This window comes from Streptomyces sp. HUAS YS2 (genome assembly GCF_033343995.1).
GTDB lineage: Bacteria > Actinomycetota > Actinomycetes > Streptomycetales > Streptomycetaceae > Streptomyces > Streptomyces solicathayae.
In genome coordinates this window covers 3,579,680-3,595,689 of the sequence record NZ_CP137573.1, presented here as the reverse complement: position 1 = coordinate 3,595,689, position 16,010 = coordinate 3,579,680, and the positions used below count along the sequence as shown (strand labels likewise).

Here is a 16,010-nt window from a genome sequence, read left to right as displayed (position 1 = left end):
CATGAGACTCGGAGTCCTCGACGTCGGTTCGAACACAGTGCACCTCCTCGTGGTGGACGCGCACCCCGGTGCCCGGCCGCTGCCCGCCCACTCGCACAAGGCGGAGCTGCGCCTGGCCGAGCTGCTCGACGGGCAGGGGGCGATCGCCCCGGCCGGTGTCGAGCGGCTCATCGCCACGGTCGCCGACGCGGTGCGGGTCGCCGAGGACAAGGGCTGCGAGGAGATGCTGCCGTTCGCCACCTCCGCGGTCCGCGAGGCGTCCAACGCCGACGCCGTGCTCGCCCAGGTCAAGACCGAGACCGGCATCGACCTCCAGGTCCTCACCGGCGAGGAGGAGGCCCGGCTCACCTTCCTGGCCGCGCGCCGCTGGTTCGGCTGGTCCGCGGGCAAGCTGCTGCTGCTCGACATCGGCGGCGGCTCGCTGGAGATCGCGTACGGCATCGACGAGGAGCCCGACGCGGCGGTGTCGCTGCCGCTGGGCGCGGGCCGGCTGACCGCGGGCTGGCTCCCGGGCGACCCGCCGGAGACCGACGACGTACGGACGCTGCGCCGTCATGTACGCGCCCAGATCGCCCGGACCGTCGGCGAGTTCACCCGCTTCGGCCGCCCCGACCACGTCGTGGCCACCTCCAAGACCTTCAAGCAGCTCGCCCGGATCGCCGGCGCCCCGGGCTCCGGCGAGGGCCTGTACGTGCAGCGGTTCCTCGGTCGTGCCGCTCTGGAGGAGTGGGTGCCGCGCCTCGCCGCGATGAGCGCGGGGGAGCGCGCGGCGCTGCCCGGCGTCTCCGAGGGCCGCGCCCCGCAGCTCCTGGCGGGCGCTCTGGTGGCCGAGGGCGCGATGGACCTCTTCGGCGTGGACGCCCTGGAGATCTGCCCCTGGGCGCTGCGCGAGGGCGTGATCCTGCGCCGTCTGGACCACCTGCCGGAGGAGTAGCGGGCCGCCCCGCACCGGGGGCCGTGGCCGGAACCACATGCCCGCCGGGCAGGGGCTGCCCGTACCCTGTCCTTCGTGGCAGAACCAGTGGTGCGCGTCCCGGATGCGAAGGTCGCCCTGTCGACGGCCTCGGTCTATCCGGAGTCGACGGCGACGGCCTTCGAGGTCGCCGCGCGCCTCGGCTACGACGGTGTCGAGGTCATGGTGTGGACCGACCCGGTCAGCCAGGACATCGAGGCGCTGCGCCGGCTCTCGGACTACCACCAGGTCCCGATCCTGGCCGTGCACGCCCCCTGTCTCCTGATCACCCAGCGCGTCTGGTCCACCGACCCGTGGGTCAAGCTCCAGCGCGCCCGGGCGGCGGCCGAGAAGCTCGGCGCGTCCACCGTCGTCGTCCACCCGCCGTTCCGCTGGCAGCGCCAGTACGCGCGCGACTTCGTCACCGGCGTCTGGCGGATGGCCGACGAGACGGACGTACGGTTCGCCGTCGAGAACATGTACCCCTGGCGGTACCGCGATCGCGAGATGCTCGCGTACGCCCCCGAGTGGGACGTCACCAAGGACGACTACCGGCACTACACCGTCGACCTGTCGCACACCGCGACGGCCCGCACCGACGCCCTGGCGATGGTCGACCGGATGGGCGACCGACTCGGCCACGTCCACCTCGCCGACGGCCGGGGCTCCGCCAAGGACGAGCACCTGGTGCCCGGCCGCGGCACCCAGCCCTGCGCCGAACTCCTGGAGCGGCTGGCCGTCAGCGGCTTCGACGGGCACGTCGTCATCGAGGTCAACACCCGGCGCGCGATGTCCGCCGCCGAACGTGAGGCCGACCTCGCCGAGGCCCTCGCCTTCACCCGGCTCCACCTCGCGTCCTCGGCCTCCCGGCCGTCCCGGACGCCCGGCTCATGACGGAGCAGGCCCCCCGCAGGCGCGGCCGCCCGTCCCGTACCGCCGAGGACAGCGGCCCCGGAGCCCGCGAGCGGATCCTGGAGGCGGCCCGTACGCAGTTCGCCGAGCGGGGCTACGACAAGACGTCCATGCGCGGCATCGCGAAGGCGGCCGGCGTCGACGCGGCGCTCGTCCACCACTACTTCGGCACCAAGGACGAGGTCTTCGCGGCGGCGATCGAGGTGTCCTTCGAACCGGCGCTGGCGATCCCGGTGATCCTCGGCGCGGGGACCGAGGGCATCGGGGAGCGGCTGGCCCGCTACTTCATAGGGGTCTGGGAGAACCCGGCGACCCGCGCCCCGCTGCTCGCGATCATCCGCTCGGCGCTGACGTACGAGGCGGCGGCGAAGGTGCTGCGCGGCTTCGTACTGCGCCGGCTCCTCGAACGGGTGGCCTCGGAGCTGGACGTGCCGAACCCGACGTTCCGCGCGGAGCTGGCCGCCTCGCACATGATCGGCATCGCGATCCTGCGGTACGTGATCAAGGCGGAGCCGCTGGCCTCGGTGGACACCGAGGAGATCGTCGCGATGGTCGCCCCGACCCTTCAGCGCTACCTCACGGAAGCCTGACGCGTCCGCTGACCGAAAGCTGAACAGCCCGTCCGCGATACGGACGCGTTGTCCGGATCTTGGAGCCGGAGCGTACGCTCGACATCAAGCACATCCATCACTGAGGAGCGAGCGACGATGCCCGAGCTGAGGTCCCGCACAGTCACCCACGGCCGCAACATGGCGGGCGCACGCGCCCTTATGCGCGCCTCCGGTGTACCGGGCGCGGACATCGGCAGGAAGCCGATCATCGCCGTCGCCAACTCCTTCACCGAGTTCGTGCCCGGCCACACCCACCTGGCGCCGGTCGGCCGGATCGTCTCCGACGCGATCACCGAGGCGGGCGGCATCCCGCGCGAGTTCAACACCATCGCCGTCGACGACGGCATCGCGATGGGCCACGGCGGCATGCTCTACTCGCTGCCCTCCCGCGACCTGATCGCGGACAGCGTCGAGTACATGGTCGAGGCGCACTGCGCCGACGCCCTGATCTGCATCTCCAACTGCGACAAGATCACCCCCGGCATGCTGATGGCCGCGCTGCGCCTCAACATCCCGACGGTCTTCGTCTCCGGCGGCCCGATGGAGGCCGGCAAGGCCACCCTGGTCGACGGCACGGTCCGCACGCTCGACCTGGTCGACGCGATGTCCGAGGCCGTCAACGACAAGGTCTCCGACGAGGACATGCTCCGCATCGAGGAGAACGCCTGTCCGACCTGCGGCTCCTGTTCCGGCATGTTCACCGCCAACTCGATGAACTGCCTCACCGAGGCCATCGGCCTCTCCCTGCCGGGCAACGGCTCCGTCCTCGCCACGCACACCGCCCGCAAGGCGCTGTACGAGAACGCCGGCCGCACGGTCGTCGAGCTGACGAAGCGGTACTACGACGAGGACGACGCCTCCGTCCTGCCCCGCAACATCGCCACCCGCGCCGCGTTCGAGAACGCCATGGCCCTCGACATCGCCATGGGCGGCTCCACCAACACGATCCTGCACCTGCTCGCCGCCGCGCAGGAGGCCGAGCTGGACTACGGGTTGGCCGACATGGACGAGGTCTCGCGCCGCGTCCCCTGCCTCGCGAAGGTCGCCCCGAACGTGGCCCCCGGCGGCACGTACTACATGGAGGACGTGCACCGCGCCGGCGGCATCCCCGCGATCCTCGGCGAGCTGTACCGCGGCGGCCTCCTGAACGAGGACGTCCACACCGTCCACTCCCGCAGCATCAAGGAATGGCTCGACGCCTGGGACGTCCGCGGCGGCTCCCCGTCGCCCGAGGCCGTCGAGCTGTGGCACGCGGCCCCCGGCTGCAAGCGCTCCGCCACCGCCTTCTCGCAGTCCGAGCGCTGGGAGTCCCTCGACACCGACGCGGCCGGCGGCTGCATCCGCGACGTGGCCCACGCGTACTCGAAGGACGGCGGCCTGGCGGTCCTCAAGGGCAACCTGGCGGTGGACGGCTGCGTCGTGAAGACGGCCGGCGTCGACGAGTCGATCTGGACCTTCGAGGGCCCGGCCGTCGTCTGCGAGTCGCAGGACGAGGCCGTCGAGAAGATCCTCATGCAGCAGGTCAAGGAGGGCGACGTCGTCGTCATCCGCTACGAGGGCCCCAAGGGCGGCCCCGGCATGCAGGAGATGCTCTACCCGACCTCGTACCTGAAGGGCCGAGGCCTGGGCAAGGCCTGCGCCCTGGTCACCGACGGCCGCTTCTCCGGCGGCACTTCGGGCCTCTCCATCGGCCACGCCTCCCCGGAGGCGGCGTCCGGCGGCACGATCGCCCTCGTCGAGGACGGCGACCGGATCCGCATCGACATCCCGTCCCGCTCGATCGAACTCCTCGTCGACGAGGCCACCCTGGCCGCCCGCCGCGAGGCCCTCGGCGGCGTCTACGCCCCGAAGAACCGCGACCGAAAGGTCTCGGCGGCCCTGCGCGCGTACGCGGCGATGGCCACGAGCGCGGACAAGGGCGCGGTCCGGGACGTGACGAAGCTCGGCTGACGCGTTGACGACGGCGGGGCGTGAGCGGCACAGCCACTCACGCCCCGCCGTCGTTCGTTCACCAGGCCGCGGGGTCGGCCGCGCCTACGGCGAAGACGGATCCGTCGGGGGCGGTGGCGACGACGAGGGGGCCCAGGACGACGGGGGCGGACAGGGCGGAGGCGTACCGGAGCCGCCCACCGGGCAGCCGGGGCTTCGTCTGGCCGAGGAGCGCTCCGCGCCCGGTGTCGACGGCGACGAGCCGCCCGTCGGCCGCGGAGAGGTACAGCCGCCCATCGGGTCCGATCACCGGGGAGGAGACCTGACCGGCCGCCGTCTCCAGCTGCCACAGGTCCCGCCCGCCCTCGGCGGCGGTGTCGACGGCGACGAGCGTGCCCACGCGGTCGAGCAGATAGACCACGCTGCCCCGCACGGCGACGCCTGGGTTCTCCAGGAGGGACGGCAGCCGCACCCGGTTCGAGGTCCGGAGCGCCGGGTCGTAGCGGACGACCGCGTCGACCTGCGAACCGGCGCCCCGAGAGGTCAGGACCACGGTCCCGTCCTCGCCGAGCGCGGCCGGAGTGAGCTCGCCGGCCAGGCGCCGCTGGTGGACGACTTCGCCGGTCCGCGCCCGTACGGAGGTGATCAGGGTGCGTCCGCCGGCCGACTCCTCGAAGAGGTGGACGAGCCCGGTCGCGGCGTCGTACGGGCCGAGGCGCGGGGCCGAGTGCCCGCGCAGCGGGTGCCGCCAGAGCGGCTTCCCCGTCGCGCCGTCCAGGCCCGTCACCGTGCCGGAGGCCGAACCGAGGAGCAGGACGTCCCCGCAGGGCACCGCGTCGGCGAAGTACCCCGTGGCGTCCGCGCTCCAGCCGGGTCGGCCGGTGCGCGCGTCGAAGGTGGTGAGCCGGTTGCCGGTGAGCGTCACGACGTGCCCGCCCACGGGCACGCGCGCCGGGCCGACGTCCTCGACCCGTGCCGGTCGCGACCAGGCGACCTTGCCGGTCGCGGCGTCGAGTCGTGCCGCGCCGATCCCGCGCGCCGTGCAGATCAGCCCGCCGTCGGACGCCGCACAGCTGGGGGCGGCGTCGCCCTGCGCCCGCAGGTGCGTCTGCCAACCGACGGCCGACTGCGCCGCGGTCGGCTGCCGCCGGGTCTCCGGGACGCTGTCGCCGTCCTGCCGGGCGAGGACGGCGCCGCCCGCCGCGAGTGCCGTGACCACGAACGCCGCCACGACGGCCAGCGGCCACCGGCGTATGCGCAGGGCACGGGTGGGCTGCCCGGCCCCGACGGCCTCGGTGGTGTCACTGCCGGATTCGCGCTTTCCGAGCGTCCGGGTCTCCAGGTCCGGCACCGGCGCCGCCGACGGCCTCCGCTGCGCGGGGATGAACGCCGCCGCCTCGTACGACGGCGGCTTCAGCGCCGCCATGATCTCGTCCGGGGTGGGCCGGTCGCTCGGCTCCTTGGCGAGGCAACGGGCCACCAGCGGAGCCAACTCCTCCGGCACGCCCGTGAGATCGGCCTCGTCGTGCACGACCTGGTACGCGACGATGTACGGGCTGTCCGAGTCGAACGGCCCGGTCCCGGTCGCCGCGTGCACCAGCACCGAACCGAGCGCGAACACGTCGGCCGCCGGACCGACCTCCCGGGGCCGCTGGAACTGCTCGGGCGCCATGAACGGCGGCGAGCCGATCAACTTGCCCGTCTCCGTGCGCACATCGCTGTCCGACGGCCGGGAGATGCCGAAGTCGATGACCTTGGGCCCGCTGTCCGTCAGCAGCACGTTGCCCGGCTTGAGATCCCGGTGCACCACTCCCGCGCGGTGGATGTCGCGCAGCGCCTCGGCCAGCCCGGCGGTCAGTCGCCGTAGCTCCGCGGGGCTCAACGGCCCGCTCCTCTTGACCTGTTCGGCGAGCGTCGGCCCGGGCACGTACAGCGTGGCCATCCAGGGTCGCTCCGCTTCCGGGTCGGCGTCGACGACGGGCGCGGTGAACGCGCCGCTCACCCGCCGCGCCGCGGCGACCTCCTGCCGGAACCGGGCCCGGAACTCCGGATCGGACGCGTGGGTCTCATGGACGATCTTGATGGCGAGCCTCAACCCGGAGGCGGACCGAGCCAGATGGACGACGCCCATGCCGCCCGCCCCGAGACAGGCGCCGAGCCGGTACTCGCCCGCGTACTCCGGATTCTCCGCTTCCCGGCCGACGCCGGTACTGCGCAACGGTGGCATTGCCCCACCCCGTGTGATTCCCCGTCAATTCGTGCGCGCGCACGACGCACGGAGCCTATTGCATGAGGCGTGGTTTCCGGACATGGCTTGGTAGCCTGCGCGCGTCATCCGAACGGGGGGTTCAACCATGTCCATTGACGAGTCCGCAGAGTCGGCCGAAGCGACGGCGTCGAGTCTTCGCTACCCGATCGCGCCGGGCACCCGCGTGAACGTCCGCTCCGGCCCGGGCACCAAGTACCGCATCGTCCGCAGCCTGCCGCCCGGCTCGTACGTGAACGTCTACTGCCAGACGCCGGGCGAGACGATCACCGGGCCGTACGGCACCACGAACATCTGGGACAACATCGCCAACGGCGAGTTCGTCTCGGACGCGTACGTGAAGACCGGCCGCGACGGCTACGTCGCCCCGCGCTGCTCCTGAGCGCCGGGCACCGAGTACAAGAACGAAGAGGTAAGCATGTTCCGCAACAGAGCGACCACCCTCGCCGCCGGCGCCCTCGCCGCGCTCGGACTGGTCGTCTCCGCCGCCGGCGTCTCCACCGCGCAGACGGCTTCGTACCAGGCCGGGGTCTCCATGGCCGCCGCCGCGACCAGCTACCCCATCGCCCCGGGGTACCAGGTGAACGTCCGCTCCGGCCCGGGGACCCAGTACGCGATCGTGAGGACCCTGCCGATCGGCGCGTACGTGATGATCCGCTGCCAGATGTACGGCCAGACCGTCACCGGTCCCTACGGCACCTCGAGCATCTGGGACAACATCGGCAACGGCGAGTTCGTCTCTGACGCGTACGTGAAGACCGGCGCCGACGGCTTCGTCGCCCCGCGCTGCGCCTGACCGTCGTCCGTCGTCGCTCACGGGGATAATCGATCCCGTGAGCGACGACGACAGCCCCCGCACCCCCGCCGCCGGCACCCCTGCCGGGCCGCAGCCCGAGGAGATCCGTTTCTTCGGGACGACCTGGGTCGGGCACGACGGCCACTACGGGCTGCGCCGCGTCGCCGTGGCCGTCGGGTCGCTGCTGGCCGCGGCCGCAGGCTGCCTGGTCCTGCGCTTCGCGTACCAGGGCCTGGAGATCGCCGAGGTCGGCGGTTTCGTGAACATCCTCGTGGTCGTCATGTTCGCGATCTGCAGCGCCATCGCCTTCCGCAAGACCTGGGAGGGCTTCTCCCGCCGCCCGGCCGACCCGGCCCGCGAGGAGTCGCTGCGCAGCCTGAAGGCGATCGGCTTCATCGGCTCCCTCCTCGCGTACTTCTTCCGCTCCCTCACCGAGGCGCCCGGCGAGCAGCTCCACCGCACCGAGTACGAGACGGCCCGCGCCCAGTACGAGAAGCGCCGCGCCTCCCGGGCCGGCAACCCCTCCGCGCGCAAGAAGCCCAAGCGGAAGTAGGCACCACCCCCCGCACCCCCCGCACGCACCTCCGTCGCCGTCCCGCCCCGTCCGGATGCTTGACGGCCGGCACCCCCAGGCGCAGTATTCATCGCATGATGAATAAAACCGGTGACGCCCCGGCGACCGGTGCGATCGTCGCGCGCGGCCTCACCGTCGTACGCGGCGACCGCGCCGTCCTGCGCGGCATCGACTTCACCGTCCCGCCGGGCCGGATCACCGGCCTCCTCGGCCCCTCCGGCTGCGGCAAGACGACCCTCATGCGCGCCGTCGTCGGCACCCAGGCCAAGGTCACCGGCACCCTCGACGTACTCGGCCGGCCCGCCGGAGACGCCGATCTGCGCTCCCGCATCGGCTACGTCACCCAGGACCCGTCCGTCTACGACGACCTCACCGTCCACCAGAACCTCGACTACTTCGCCGCCGTCCTCTTCCCCGGCCGCGCCCGCCGCGAAGAACGCCGCACCGCCGTCGAACGCGCCATCACCGACGTCGACCTCGCCTCCCACGCGCACGACCTCGCCGGCCGGCTCTCCGGCGGCCAGCGCAGCCGCGTCTCGCTCGCCGTAGCCCTCCTCGGCACGCCGGAACTCCTCGTCCTCGACGAGCCCACCGTCGGCCTCGACCCCGTCCTGCGCCGCGACCTGTGGAACCTCTTCCACCGCATCGCCGCCGACCGCGGCACCACGCTCCTCGTCTCCTCGCACGTGATGGACGAGGCCGAGCGCTGCCACCGGCTGCTCCTCATGCGCGAGGGTGAGATCCTCGCCGAGGACACCCCCGAGGACCTGCGCCGCCGCAACGACGCCGCCACCGTCGAGCAGGCCTTCCTCCACCTCGTCGACGCCGCCGACGCCCGCGCGGAGGAAGCGGACGGAGCCGCCCGCGCATCCGAGGCCGCCGGCCACGCCGCCCGTCCCGTACACGAGGAGCACCAGCCGTGAACCCGGACCGCACACTCGCCACCGCCGCCCGCGTCCTGCGTCAACTGCGCCACGACCCGCGCTCGATCGCCCTCATGCTGTTCGTCCCGTGCGTGATGCTCGTCCTGCTCCGGTACGTCTTCGACGGCAGCCCGCGGACCTTCGACAACATCGGCGCCTCGCTGCTCGGCATCTTCCCGCTGATCACGATGTTCCTGGTGACCTCGATCGCCACCCTGCGCGAACGCACCTCCGGCACCCTCGAACGCCTCCTGGCCATGCCCCTCGCCAAGGGCGACCTCATCGCCGGCTACGCCCTCGCCTTCGGGCTCCTCGCCATCGTGCAGTCCGCGCTCGCCACCGGCCTCGCCCTGTGGTTCCTCGGCCTCGACGTCGTCGGCTCGCCCTGGCTGCTGCTCCTGGTCGCGCTGCTCGACGCACTCCTCGGCACCGCCCTCGGCCTGTTCGTCTCCGCCTTCGCCGCGTCCGAGTTCCAGGCCGTCCAGTTCATGCCGGCCGTGATCTTCCCCCAGCTGCTGCTCTGCGGGCTGTTCATCGCGCGGGACCAGATGCAGCCCGTCCTCGAAGGGATCTCGAACGTCCTGCCCATGTCGTACGCCGTCGACGGCATGAACGAGGTCCTCCGCCACACCGACGTCACCGCCGACTTCGTCCGCGACGCCCTCGTCGTCGCCGGCTGCGCCGTCCTCGTCCTCACCCTCGGCGCCGCGACCCTCCGCCGCCGCACGGCGTGACCGCCCCTCGGACACGGAAGCACCACCGGTTCGGCCGGTGCGAGGATGGCGACACGTACCCCCTCCGGCGAGGTGAACAGAGCCATGACCCAGACCGTCGCAGTCCTCGGCACCGGCAAGATCGGTGAAGCGCTCCTCAGCGGCATGATCCGCGCCGGCTGGCGCCCCGCCCACCTGCTCGTCACCGCCCGCCGCTCCGAGCGCGCCCAGGAACTGCGCGACCGCTACGGCGTCGAGGCGGTCTCCAACGCCGACGCCGCCAAGCGCGCCGACACCCTCATCCTCGCCGTGAAGCCCCAGGACATGGGCCGGCTCCTCGACGAACTCGCCCCGCACGTCGCCGCCGACCGCCTCGTCATCAGCGCCGCCGCCGGCATCCCCACGTCCTTCATCGAGGAGCGGCTGACCACGGGCACCCCCGTCGTCCGCGTCATGCCCAACACCCCGGTCCTCGTCGACGAGGGCATGTCCGTGATCTCGGGCGGCAGCCACGCCACCCCGGAGCACCTCGCCCACGCGGAGGAGATCTTCGGAGGGGTCGGCAAGACCCTGCGCGTCCCCGAGTCCCAGCAGGACGCCGCCACGGCCCTCTCCGGCTCCGGACCGGCGTACTTCTACTTCCTCGTCGAGGCCATGACCGACGCGGGCATCCTCCTCGGCCTGCCCCGCGCCCAGGCCCACGACCTGATCGTCCAGGCCGCCATCGGCGCCGCCGTGATGCTCCGCGACAGCGGCGAGCACCCGGTCAAGCTCCGCGAGGCGGTGACCTCCCCGGCCGGCACCACCATCAGCGCCATCCGCGAGCTGGAGAACCACGGCGTACGCGCGGCCCTCATCGCCGCCCTGGAGGCAGCCCGCGACCGCAGCCGCGAGCTCGCCTCCGGCAACGGCTGACCCCTGGCCTAGCGGGCCGCGCCCTTCAGCACGTCCTCCGTGGTCACGACCCGGGCGAACTGCCCGCCGTGCAGCGACACCGCCGTCGCCCGGGTCAGCTCCTCCGCCGACCGCGACCAGCCGAACGGCCCCGCCAGGTCGAAGGTGTGCATCGCGTCCAGCGGGAACAGCACGTCGTACCCGAGGTTCCCGCCCATCCGCGCGGTCGTCTCGTTGCACATGTTCGTCTGGATCCCGACGATCACGATCTGCTCGATGCCGGCCCCCCTCAACCAGGCGTCCAGATCCGGCTCCCCGTAGAACGCCGAGTTCACGCTCTTCGTGACGAGCAGCTCCGGCCCCGAGCCCTTCCCCCGCCGCTCCTCGACGAAGTCCTTGAACGCGTTGCCCTCGGTCCCCGGCTCCAACGGCGACCCCGCCCGCAGCGAGTCGTGCCGTACGAACACCACCGGACGCCCCGTCTCCTGCCAGGCGTCGATCAGCGCCGCGATGTTCCGCTCGGCCCCGGGGTTGTCCCGCCGGCCCCAGAACTCGTCCTCGAAGCCCTTCTGCACGTCGACGACGACCAGGGCCGTGTCCGCTGCGATCTCTGTGTGCTCCGTGATCTCCATGCCTTCGATCCTGCTGCCCGGCGGCCCGCTGTCCCAGCGGCAGGAAAGCCGAGGATCGATGGTTTACTGCCACACGTGACGACAGCCGCCGTCCCGGCCATCCAGCGCATCGCCCTCCTCTGCTTCCCCGGCGTCCGCGCGTTCGACGTCTCCGTCGTCAACGAGGTCTGGGGCCGCGACCGCGCCCCGCGCGGCGTCCCCGCCTTCGAACTCCGCCGCCTCGCCGCCGACCCGGCCGCCCCCATCCCGCTCACCGGTGGCCTCGGCCTCACCCCCGACGACGGGCTGGCCTGGACGACCCACGCGGACCTGGTCCTCGTCCCCGGCATCGAGGACCCCGACGCGCCCGTCCCCGACGCCGTACTCGACACCCTGCGCGCGGCCCACGCCGCCGGCACCCCCGTCGCCTCCCTCTGCGCCGGGGCCTTCGTCCTCGCTCGCGCCGGTCTCCTCGACGGCCGCCGCGCGGTCACCCACTGGGCCCTCGCCGAACGCCTCCGCGCCCGCCACCCCCTGGTCCGGGTCGAACCCGACGCCCTGTTCGTCGAGGACACCGGCGTCTGGACCGCCGCCGGCGTCGCCGCCGGCATCGACCTCTGCCTCCACCTGGTCCGTACCGCCCACGGCGCCGAAGCCGCCGCCACGATCGCCCGCTCCATGGTCACCGCCCCCTTCCGCACCGGCACGCAGGCCCAGTTCATCGAGCGCCCCACCCCGCGCGCCGACCGCGACGCCGACGCCCTCGCCGACGTACGCGCCCACGCCCTCGCCCACCTCGACGAACCCCACACCGTCGCGAGCCTGGCCGCCCGCGCCGGCATGTCCCCCCGCACCTTCGCCCGCCACTTCCAGGCCACCACCGGCACCACCCCGGTCCACTGGCTCATCTCCCAGCGTGTCGCCGCGGCCCAGAAGCTCCTCGAACAGACCGACCACCCCCTGCCCGAAGTGGCCCGGCGCGCGGGGTTCGGCAGCGAGGTCACGATGCGCCAGCACTTCGCGACCCACCTCGCCACCAGCCCCCGCGACTACCGGACCGCCTTCCGCACACCGGCGCGGGCCGCCGAGGCGGCCCGCGCCGCCGAGCCGGCCCGCGCCGCCGAGCCGGCCCGCGCCGCCGAGCCGGCCCGCGCCGCCGAGCCGGCCCGCGCCGCCGAGCCGGCCCGCGCCGCCTCCCTTCAGGCCGCCGGCAGCAACCCGATCGCCCGGTAGGCCCGGTCCACCCACGGCCGCGCCATGCCCCGCGCCCGCTCGGCCCCCTCCCGCAGCACCTCGTCCACGTACCCCGGCTCGGCAGCCAGCTCCGCGTGCCGCTCCCGCACCGGCCGCAGCAGCTCGACGACGGCCTCCGCCGTGTCCCGCTTCAAAGCGCCGTACGAGTCGTACCCACCGGCCAGGTCCACCGGATCCCCACCGGTGGCCGCCGCCAGCAGCTCGAGCAGGTTGGCCACCCCCGGCCGCGCCGCCTTGTCGTACGCGACATCCGTCGCACTGTCGGTCACGGCCCGCATGACCTTCTTCCGCACCACGTCCGCGTCGTCGAGCAGATAGACGATCCCTGCCCCGTTCTCGTGCGACTTCCCCATCTTCGACGCGGGGTCCTGCAGATCCATGACCCGAGCCGCCACGGCCGGATGCGTCGCCCGCGGGACGGTGAAGGTGTGCCCGTACCGCTGGTTGAACCGGACCGCGAGATCCCGCGCCAGCTCCACGTGCTGCCGCTGGTCGTCACCGACCGGCACCTCGTCCGTCCCGTACGCCAGGATGTCCGCCGCCATCAGCACCGGATACGTGAGCAGCGACAGCCGCACGCTCTCCCCGGACCCGCGAGCCCGGACGCTCTTCTCCTTGTACTGGATCATCCGCCGCAGCTCCCCGTCCGTGGCGGTGCATTCGAGCAGGTACGACAGCCTGGCGTGCTCGTCCACGTGGCTCTGCACGAACACCGTGCACCGCTTCGGGTCCAGCCCCGCCGCCAGCAGCAGCGTCGCCGCCTGCCGGCTGAGCCGCCGCACCCGCGCGGGATCGTGCTCGACGGTCAGCGCGTGCAGGTCCACGACGCTGAACAGCGCGTCCGACCGGTGCTGGTCGACCTCGACCCACCGCCGTACGGCCCCGAGGTAGTTGCCCAGCGTCAGATGCCCGGTGGGCTTGACCCCGCTGAAGGTCCGCTTCATCGCGTCCGTTCTCCCTGTGTCCGTGGCGCCGATCCGGCGGCCGGTCCCCGGGAGGGGGATACGCGAACGGCCGCCGAGGCGGCGGCCGCTTGGTGCATGCGCGAGTGCGGGCCGCCGTCAGGCGGCCCACCACTGGGTGGTGTGCGCATGCGTAGTCATGGGGGAGAGCGTACGCGCCCATGCCCGGGGTTGACACCGGTTTGCTGGATCCGTAGTGTTCTCCGAGTTGTCCGACGTGAGCACCGACTCCGGTCGGCCCCGGACAGCCACTCCGCAAGAACCACTACAAGCAAACGATGCTTCGTCGCGTCGTCATGCTTTCCGTGCGCTTTTGCGAAATGAGGAATCCGTGTTCGAAGGTTTGAGCGCGTGCCGCCCGATTAGCGTCGGAGGCAAGGAATCCGCTAAAGTCTCACTCGTCGGAACGGCCCAACAGCCGGAAAGACAACCCCCGCTGACTGGGAATCAGACGCCGAAAGGATCTGATAGAGTCGGAACCGCCGGAAGGGCCCGGAGCGAAAGCGAAAGGGACCGGAAAGCAGCCGAAAGGCACCGAGGAAATCGGATCGAAAAGATCTGATAGAGTCGGAAACGCAAGACCGAAGGGAAAAGCCCGGAGGAAAGCCCGAGAGGGTGAGTACGAAGGAAGCGTCCGTTCCTTGAGAACTCAACAGCGTGCCAAAAATCAACGCCAGATTAGTTGATACCCCGTCCATCTTCGGATGGTCGAGGTTCCTTTGAAGTCCTACTGGCCCATGTGGCAGGTAGGCAACATACACAGCGAGGACGCTGTGAACGTTCGGTCCTATTCCGACCGGACGTTCCGCTCAACGCGAGTGTCACCGGATAACCGGTAAACATTCACGGAGAGTTTGATCCTGGCTCAGGACGAACGCTGGCGGCGTGCTTAACACATGCAAGTCGAACGATGAAGCCCTTCGGGGTGGATTAGTGGCGAACGGGTGAGTAACACGTGGGCAATCTGCCCTTCACTCTGGGACAAGCCCTGGAAACGGGGTCTAATACCGGATACGACCTGGGAAGGCATCTTCCCGGGTGGAAAGCTCCGGCGGTGAAGGATGAGCCCGCGGCCTATCAGCTTGTTGGTGGGGTGATGGCCTACCAAGGCGACGACGGGTAGCCGGCCTGAGAGGGCGACCGGCCACACTGGGACTGAGACACGGCCCAGACTCCTACGGGAGGCAGCAGTGGGGAATATTGCACAATGGGCGAAAGCCTGATGCAGCGACGCCGCGTGAGGGATGACGGCCTTCGGGTTGTAAACCTCTTTCAGCAGGGAAGAAGCGAAAGTGACGGTACCTGCAGAAGAAGCGCCGGCTAACTACGTGCCAGCAGCCGCGGTAATACGTAGGGCGCAAGCGTTGTCCGGAATTATTGGGCGTAAAGAGCTCGTAGGCGGCTTGTCGCGTCGGATGTGAAAGCCCGGGGCTTAACCCCGGGTCTGCATTCGATACGGGCAGGCTAGAGTGTGGTAGGGGAGATCGGAATTCCTGGTGTAGCGGTGAAATGCGCAGATATCAGGAGGAACACCGGTGGCGAAGGCGGATCTCTGGGCCATTACTGACGCTGAGGAGCGAAAGCGTGGGGAGCGAACAGGATTAGATACCCTGGTAGTCCACGCCGTAAACGTTGGGAACTAGGTGTTGGCGACATTCCACGTCGTCGGTGCCGCAGCTAACGCATTAAGTTCCCCGCCTGGGGAGTACGGCCGCAAGGCTAAAACTCAAAGGAATTGACGGGGGCCCGCACAAGCAGCGGAGCATGTGGCTTAATTCGACGCAACGCGAAGAACCTTACCAAGGCTTGACATATACCGGAAAGCATTAGAGATAGTGCCCCCCTTGTGGTCGGTATACAGGTGGTGCATGGCTGTCGTCAGCTCGTGTCGTGAGATGTTGGGTTAAGTCCCGCAACGAGCGCAACCCTTGTCCTGTGTTGCCAGCATGCCCTTCGGGGTGATGGGGACTCACAGGAGACCGCCGGGGTCAACTCGGAGGAAGGTGGGGACGACGTCAAGTCATCATGCCCCTTATGTCTTGGGCTGCACACGTGCTACAATGGCAGGTACAAAGAGCTGCGATGCCGCGAGGCGGAGCGAATCTCAAAAAGCCTGTCTCAGTTCGGATTGGGGTCTGCAACTCGACCCCATGAAGTCGGAGTTGCTAGTAATCGCAGATCAGCATTGCTGCGGTGAATACGTTCCCGGGCCTTGTACACACCGCCCGTCACGTCACGAAAGTCGGTAACACCCGAAGCCGGTGGCCCAACCCTTGTGGAGGGAGCCGTCGAAGGTGGGACTGGCGATTGGGACGAAGTCGTAACAAGGTAGCCGTACCGGAAGGTGCGGCTGGATCACCTCCTTTCTAAGGAGCACAGCACCGATTGCAGACAAACGTTCTGCACGGTCAGCTCATGGGTGGAACGTTGATTAGTTGGCACGAGTGACCTGAAGGTCTTCCCAGTACTGCTTCGGCGTGGAAAGGAACGACACGGACGGGACTCGTGCCTGGCACGTTGTTGGGTATCTGAGGGTACGGCCGTAACGGTCGACCTTCGCGATGCCGGCCCCAGTGAACTTGCTGCTTGCAGCAGGGTGATGGGTGGCTGGTC

The 16,010-nt window shown here is 70.7% G+C and carries 14 protein-coding genes and 1 rRNA gene; 12 read left to right on the top strand and 3 right to left on the bottom strand.

Going from position 1 to position 16,010, the window contains the following annotated elements; genetic code table 11:
- Position 1 precedes the first annotated feature (1 nt).
- The 4 genes from R2D22_RS16380 to ilvD all read left to right on the top strand — a co-directional run bounded on the left by R2D22_RS16380 (position 2) and on the right by ilvD (position 4,425).
- Positions 2 to 934 (top strand): Ppx/GppA family phosphatase, encoded by a 933-nt coding sequence (locus R2D22_RS16380; RefSeq protein WP_318104257.1) that lies wholly within the window; start codon positions 2 to 4, stop codon positions 932 to 934.
- A gap of 75 nt (positions 935 to 1,009) precedes the next feature.
- Positions 1,010 to 1,846 carry a sugar phosphate isomerase/epimerase family protein gene (locus R2D22_RS16375; RefSeq protein ID WP_318104256.1) on the top strand — a complete coding sequence of 279 codons (837 nt, stop codon included), beginning with the start codon at positions 1,010 to 1,012 and terminating at the stop codon, positions 1,844 to 1,846.
- Entirely contained in the window at positions 1,843 to 2,454 is a 612-nt protein-coding gene (locus R2D22_RS16370; protein ID WP_318104254.1) for a TetR/AcrR family transcriptional regulator, read from the top strand. Before R2D22_RS16375 ends, R2D22_RS16370 begins: the two co-directional genes overlap by 4 nt.
- 117 nt (positions 2,455 to 2,571) lie before the next feature.
- Positions 2,572 to 4,425, top strand: coding sequence for a dihydroxy-acid dehydratase (ilvD, locus tag R2D22_RS16365; protein ID WP_318104252.1), 1,854 nt, complete (start codon positions 2,572 to 2,574; stop codon positions 4,423 to 4,425).
- Between the two features lie 58 nt (positions 4,426 to 4,483).
- Here the strand turns inward: ilvD and R2D22_RS16360 are convergent, their stop codons facing one another.
- Positions 4,484 to 6,631 (bottom strand): protein kinase domain-containing protein, encoded by a 2,148-nt coding sequence (locus R2D22_RS16360; protein ID WP_318104249.1) that lies wholly within the window; start codon positions 6,629 to 6,631, stop codon positions 4,484 to 4,486.
- 127 nt (positions 6,632 to 6,758) lie between these two features.
- On the opposite strand from R2D22_RS16360, the gene R2D22_RS16355 reads away from it, so the two are divergent.
- The 6 genes from R2D22_RS16355 to proC all read left to right on the top strand — a co-directional run bounded on the left by R2D22_RS16355 (position 6,759) and on the right by proC (position 10,591).
- Positions 6,759 to 7,052, top strand: a complete 294-nt coding sequence (locus R2D22_RS16355; protein WP_318104246.1) for an SH3 domain-containing protein — start codon at positions 6,759 to 6,761, stop codon at positions 7,050 to 7,052.
- Between the two features lie 153 nt (positions 7,053 to 7,205).
- The gene (locus R2D22_RS16350; protein WP_318109799.1) at positions 7,206 to 7,466 is read left to right on the top strand and encodes a peptidase; all 261 of its coding nucleotides are present in this window, start codon (positions 7,206 to 7,208) and stop codon (positions 7,464 to 7,466) included.
- 28 nt (positions 7,467 to 7,494) lie between these two features.
- Positions 7,495 to 8,019 (top strand): hypothetical protein, encoded by a 525-nt coding sequence (locus tag R2D22_RS16345; RefSeq protein ID WP_411977142.1) that lies wholly within the window; start codon positions 7,495 to 7,497, stop codon positions 8,017 to 8,019.
- Between the two features lie 95 nt (positions 8,020 to 8,114).
- Entirely contained in the window at positions 8,115 to 8,963 is an 849-nt protein-coding gene (locus R2D22_RS16340; RefSeq protein ID WP_318104242.1) for an ABC transporter ATP-binding protein, read from the top strand.
- Positions 8,960 to 9,697, top strand: a complete 738-nt coding sequence (locus R2D22_RS16335; protein WP_318104240.1) for an ABC transporter permease — start codon at positions 8,960 to 8,962, stop codon at positions 9,695 to 9,697. The genes R2D22_RS16340 and R2D22_RS16335 overlap by 4 nt, the downstream gene beginning before the upstream one ends.
- 84 nt (positions 9,698 to 9,781) lie before the next feature.
- Positions 9,782 to 10,591 (top strand): pyrroline-5-carboxylate reductase, encoded by an 810-nt coding sequence (gene proC, locus R2D22_RS16330; protein ID WP_318104238.1) that lies wholly within the window; start codon positions 9,782 to 9,784, stop codon positions 10,589 to 10,591.
- Positions 10,592 to 10,599: 8 nt separating this feature from the next.
- On the opposite strand, the gene R2D22_RS16325 is transcribed toward proC, so the two are convergent.
- Positions 10,600 to 11,202 carry a cysteine hydrolase family protein gene (locus R2D22_RS16325; protein ID WP_318104236.1) on the bottom strand — a complete coding sequence of 201 codons (603 nt, stop codon included), beginning with the start codon at positions 11,200 to 11,202 and terminating at the stop codon, positions 10,600 to 10,602.
- A gap of 75 nt (positions 11,203 to 11,277) precedes the next feature.
- Here R2D22_RS16325 and R2D22_RS16320 point away from each other — a divergent pair, with 75 nt between their 5' ends.
- Positions 11,278 to 12,414: a GlxA family transcriptional regulator gene (locus R2D22_RS16320; protein WP_318104235.1), complete on the top strand. Its 1,137-nt coding sequence runs from the start codon at positions 11,278 to 11,280 to the stop codon at positions 12,412 to 12,414.
- Here the strand turns inward: R2D22_RS16320 and trpS are convergent.
- The gene (trpS, locus tag R2D22_RS16315; RefSeq protein WP_318104233.1) at positions 12,381 to 13,379 is read right to left on the bottom strand and encodes a tryptophan--tRNA ligase; all 999 of its coding nucleotides are present in this window, start codon (positions 13,377 to 13,379) and stop codon (positions 12,381 to 12,383) included. The genes R2D22_RS16320 and trpS overlap by 34 nt on opposite strands.
- Before the next feature lie 860 nt (positions 13,380 to 14,239).
- Between trpS and R2D22_RS16310 the strand changes: the two genes are divergently transcribed.
- A 16S ribosomal RNA gene (locus R2D22_RS16310) occupies positions 14,240 to 15,763 on the top strand.
- Positions 15,764 to 16,010 lie beyond the last annotated feature (247 nt).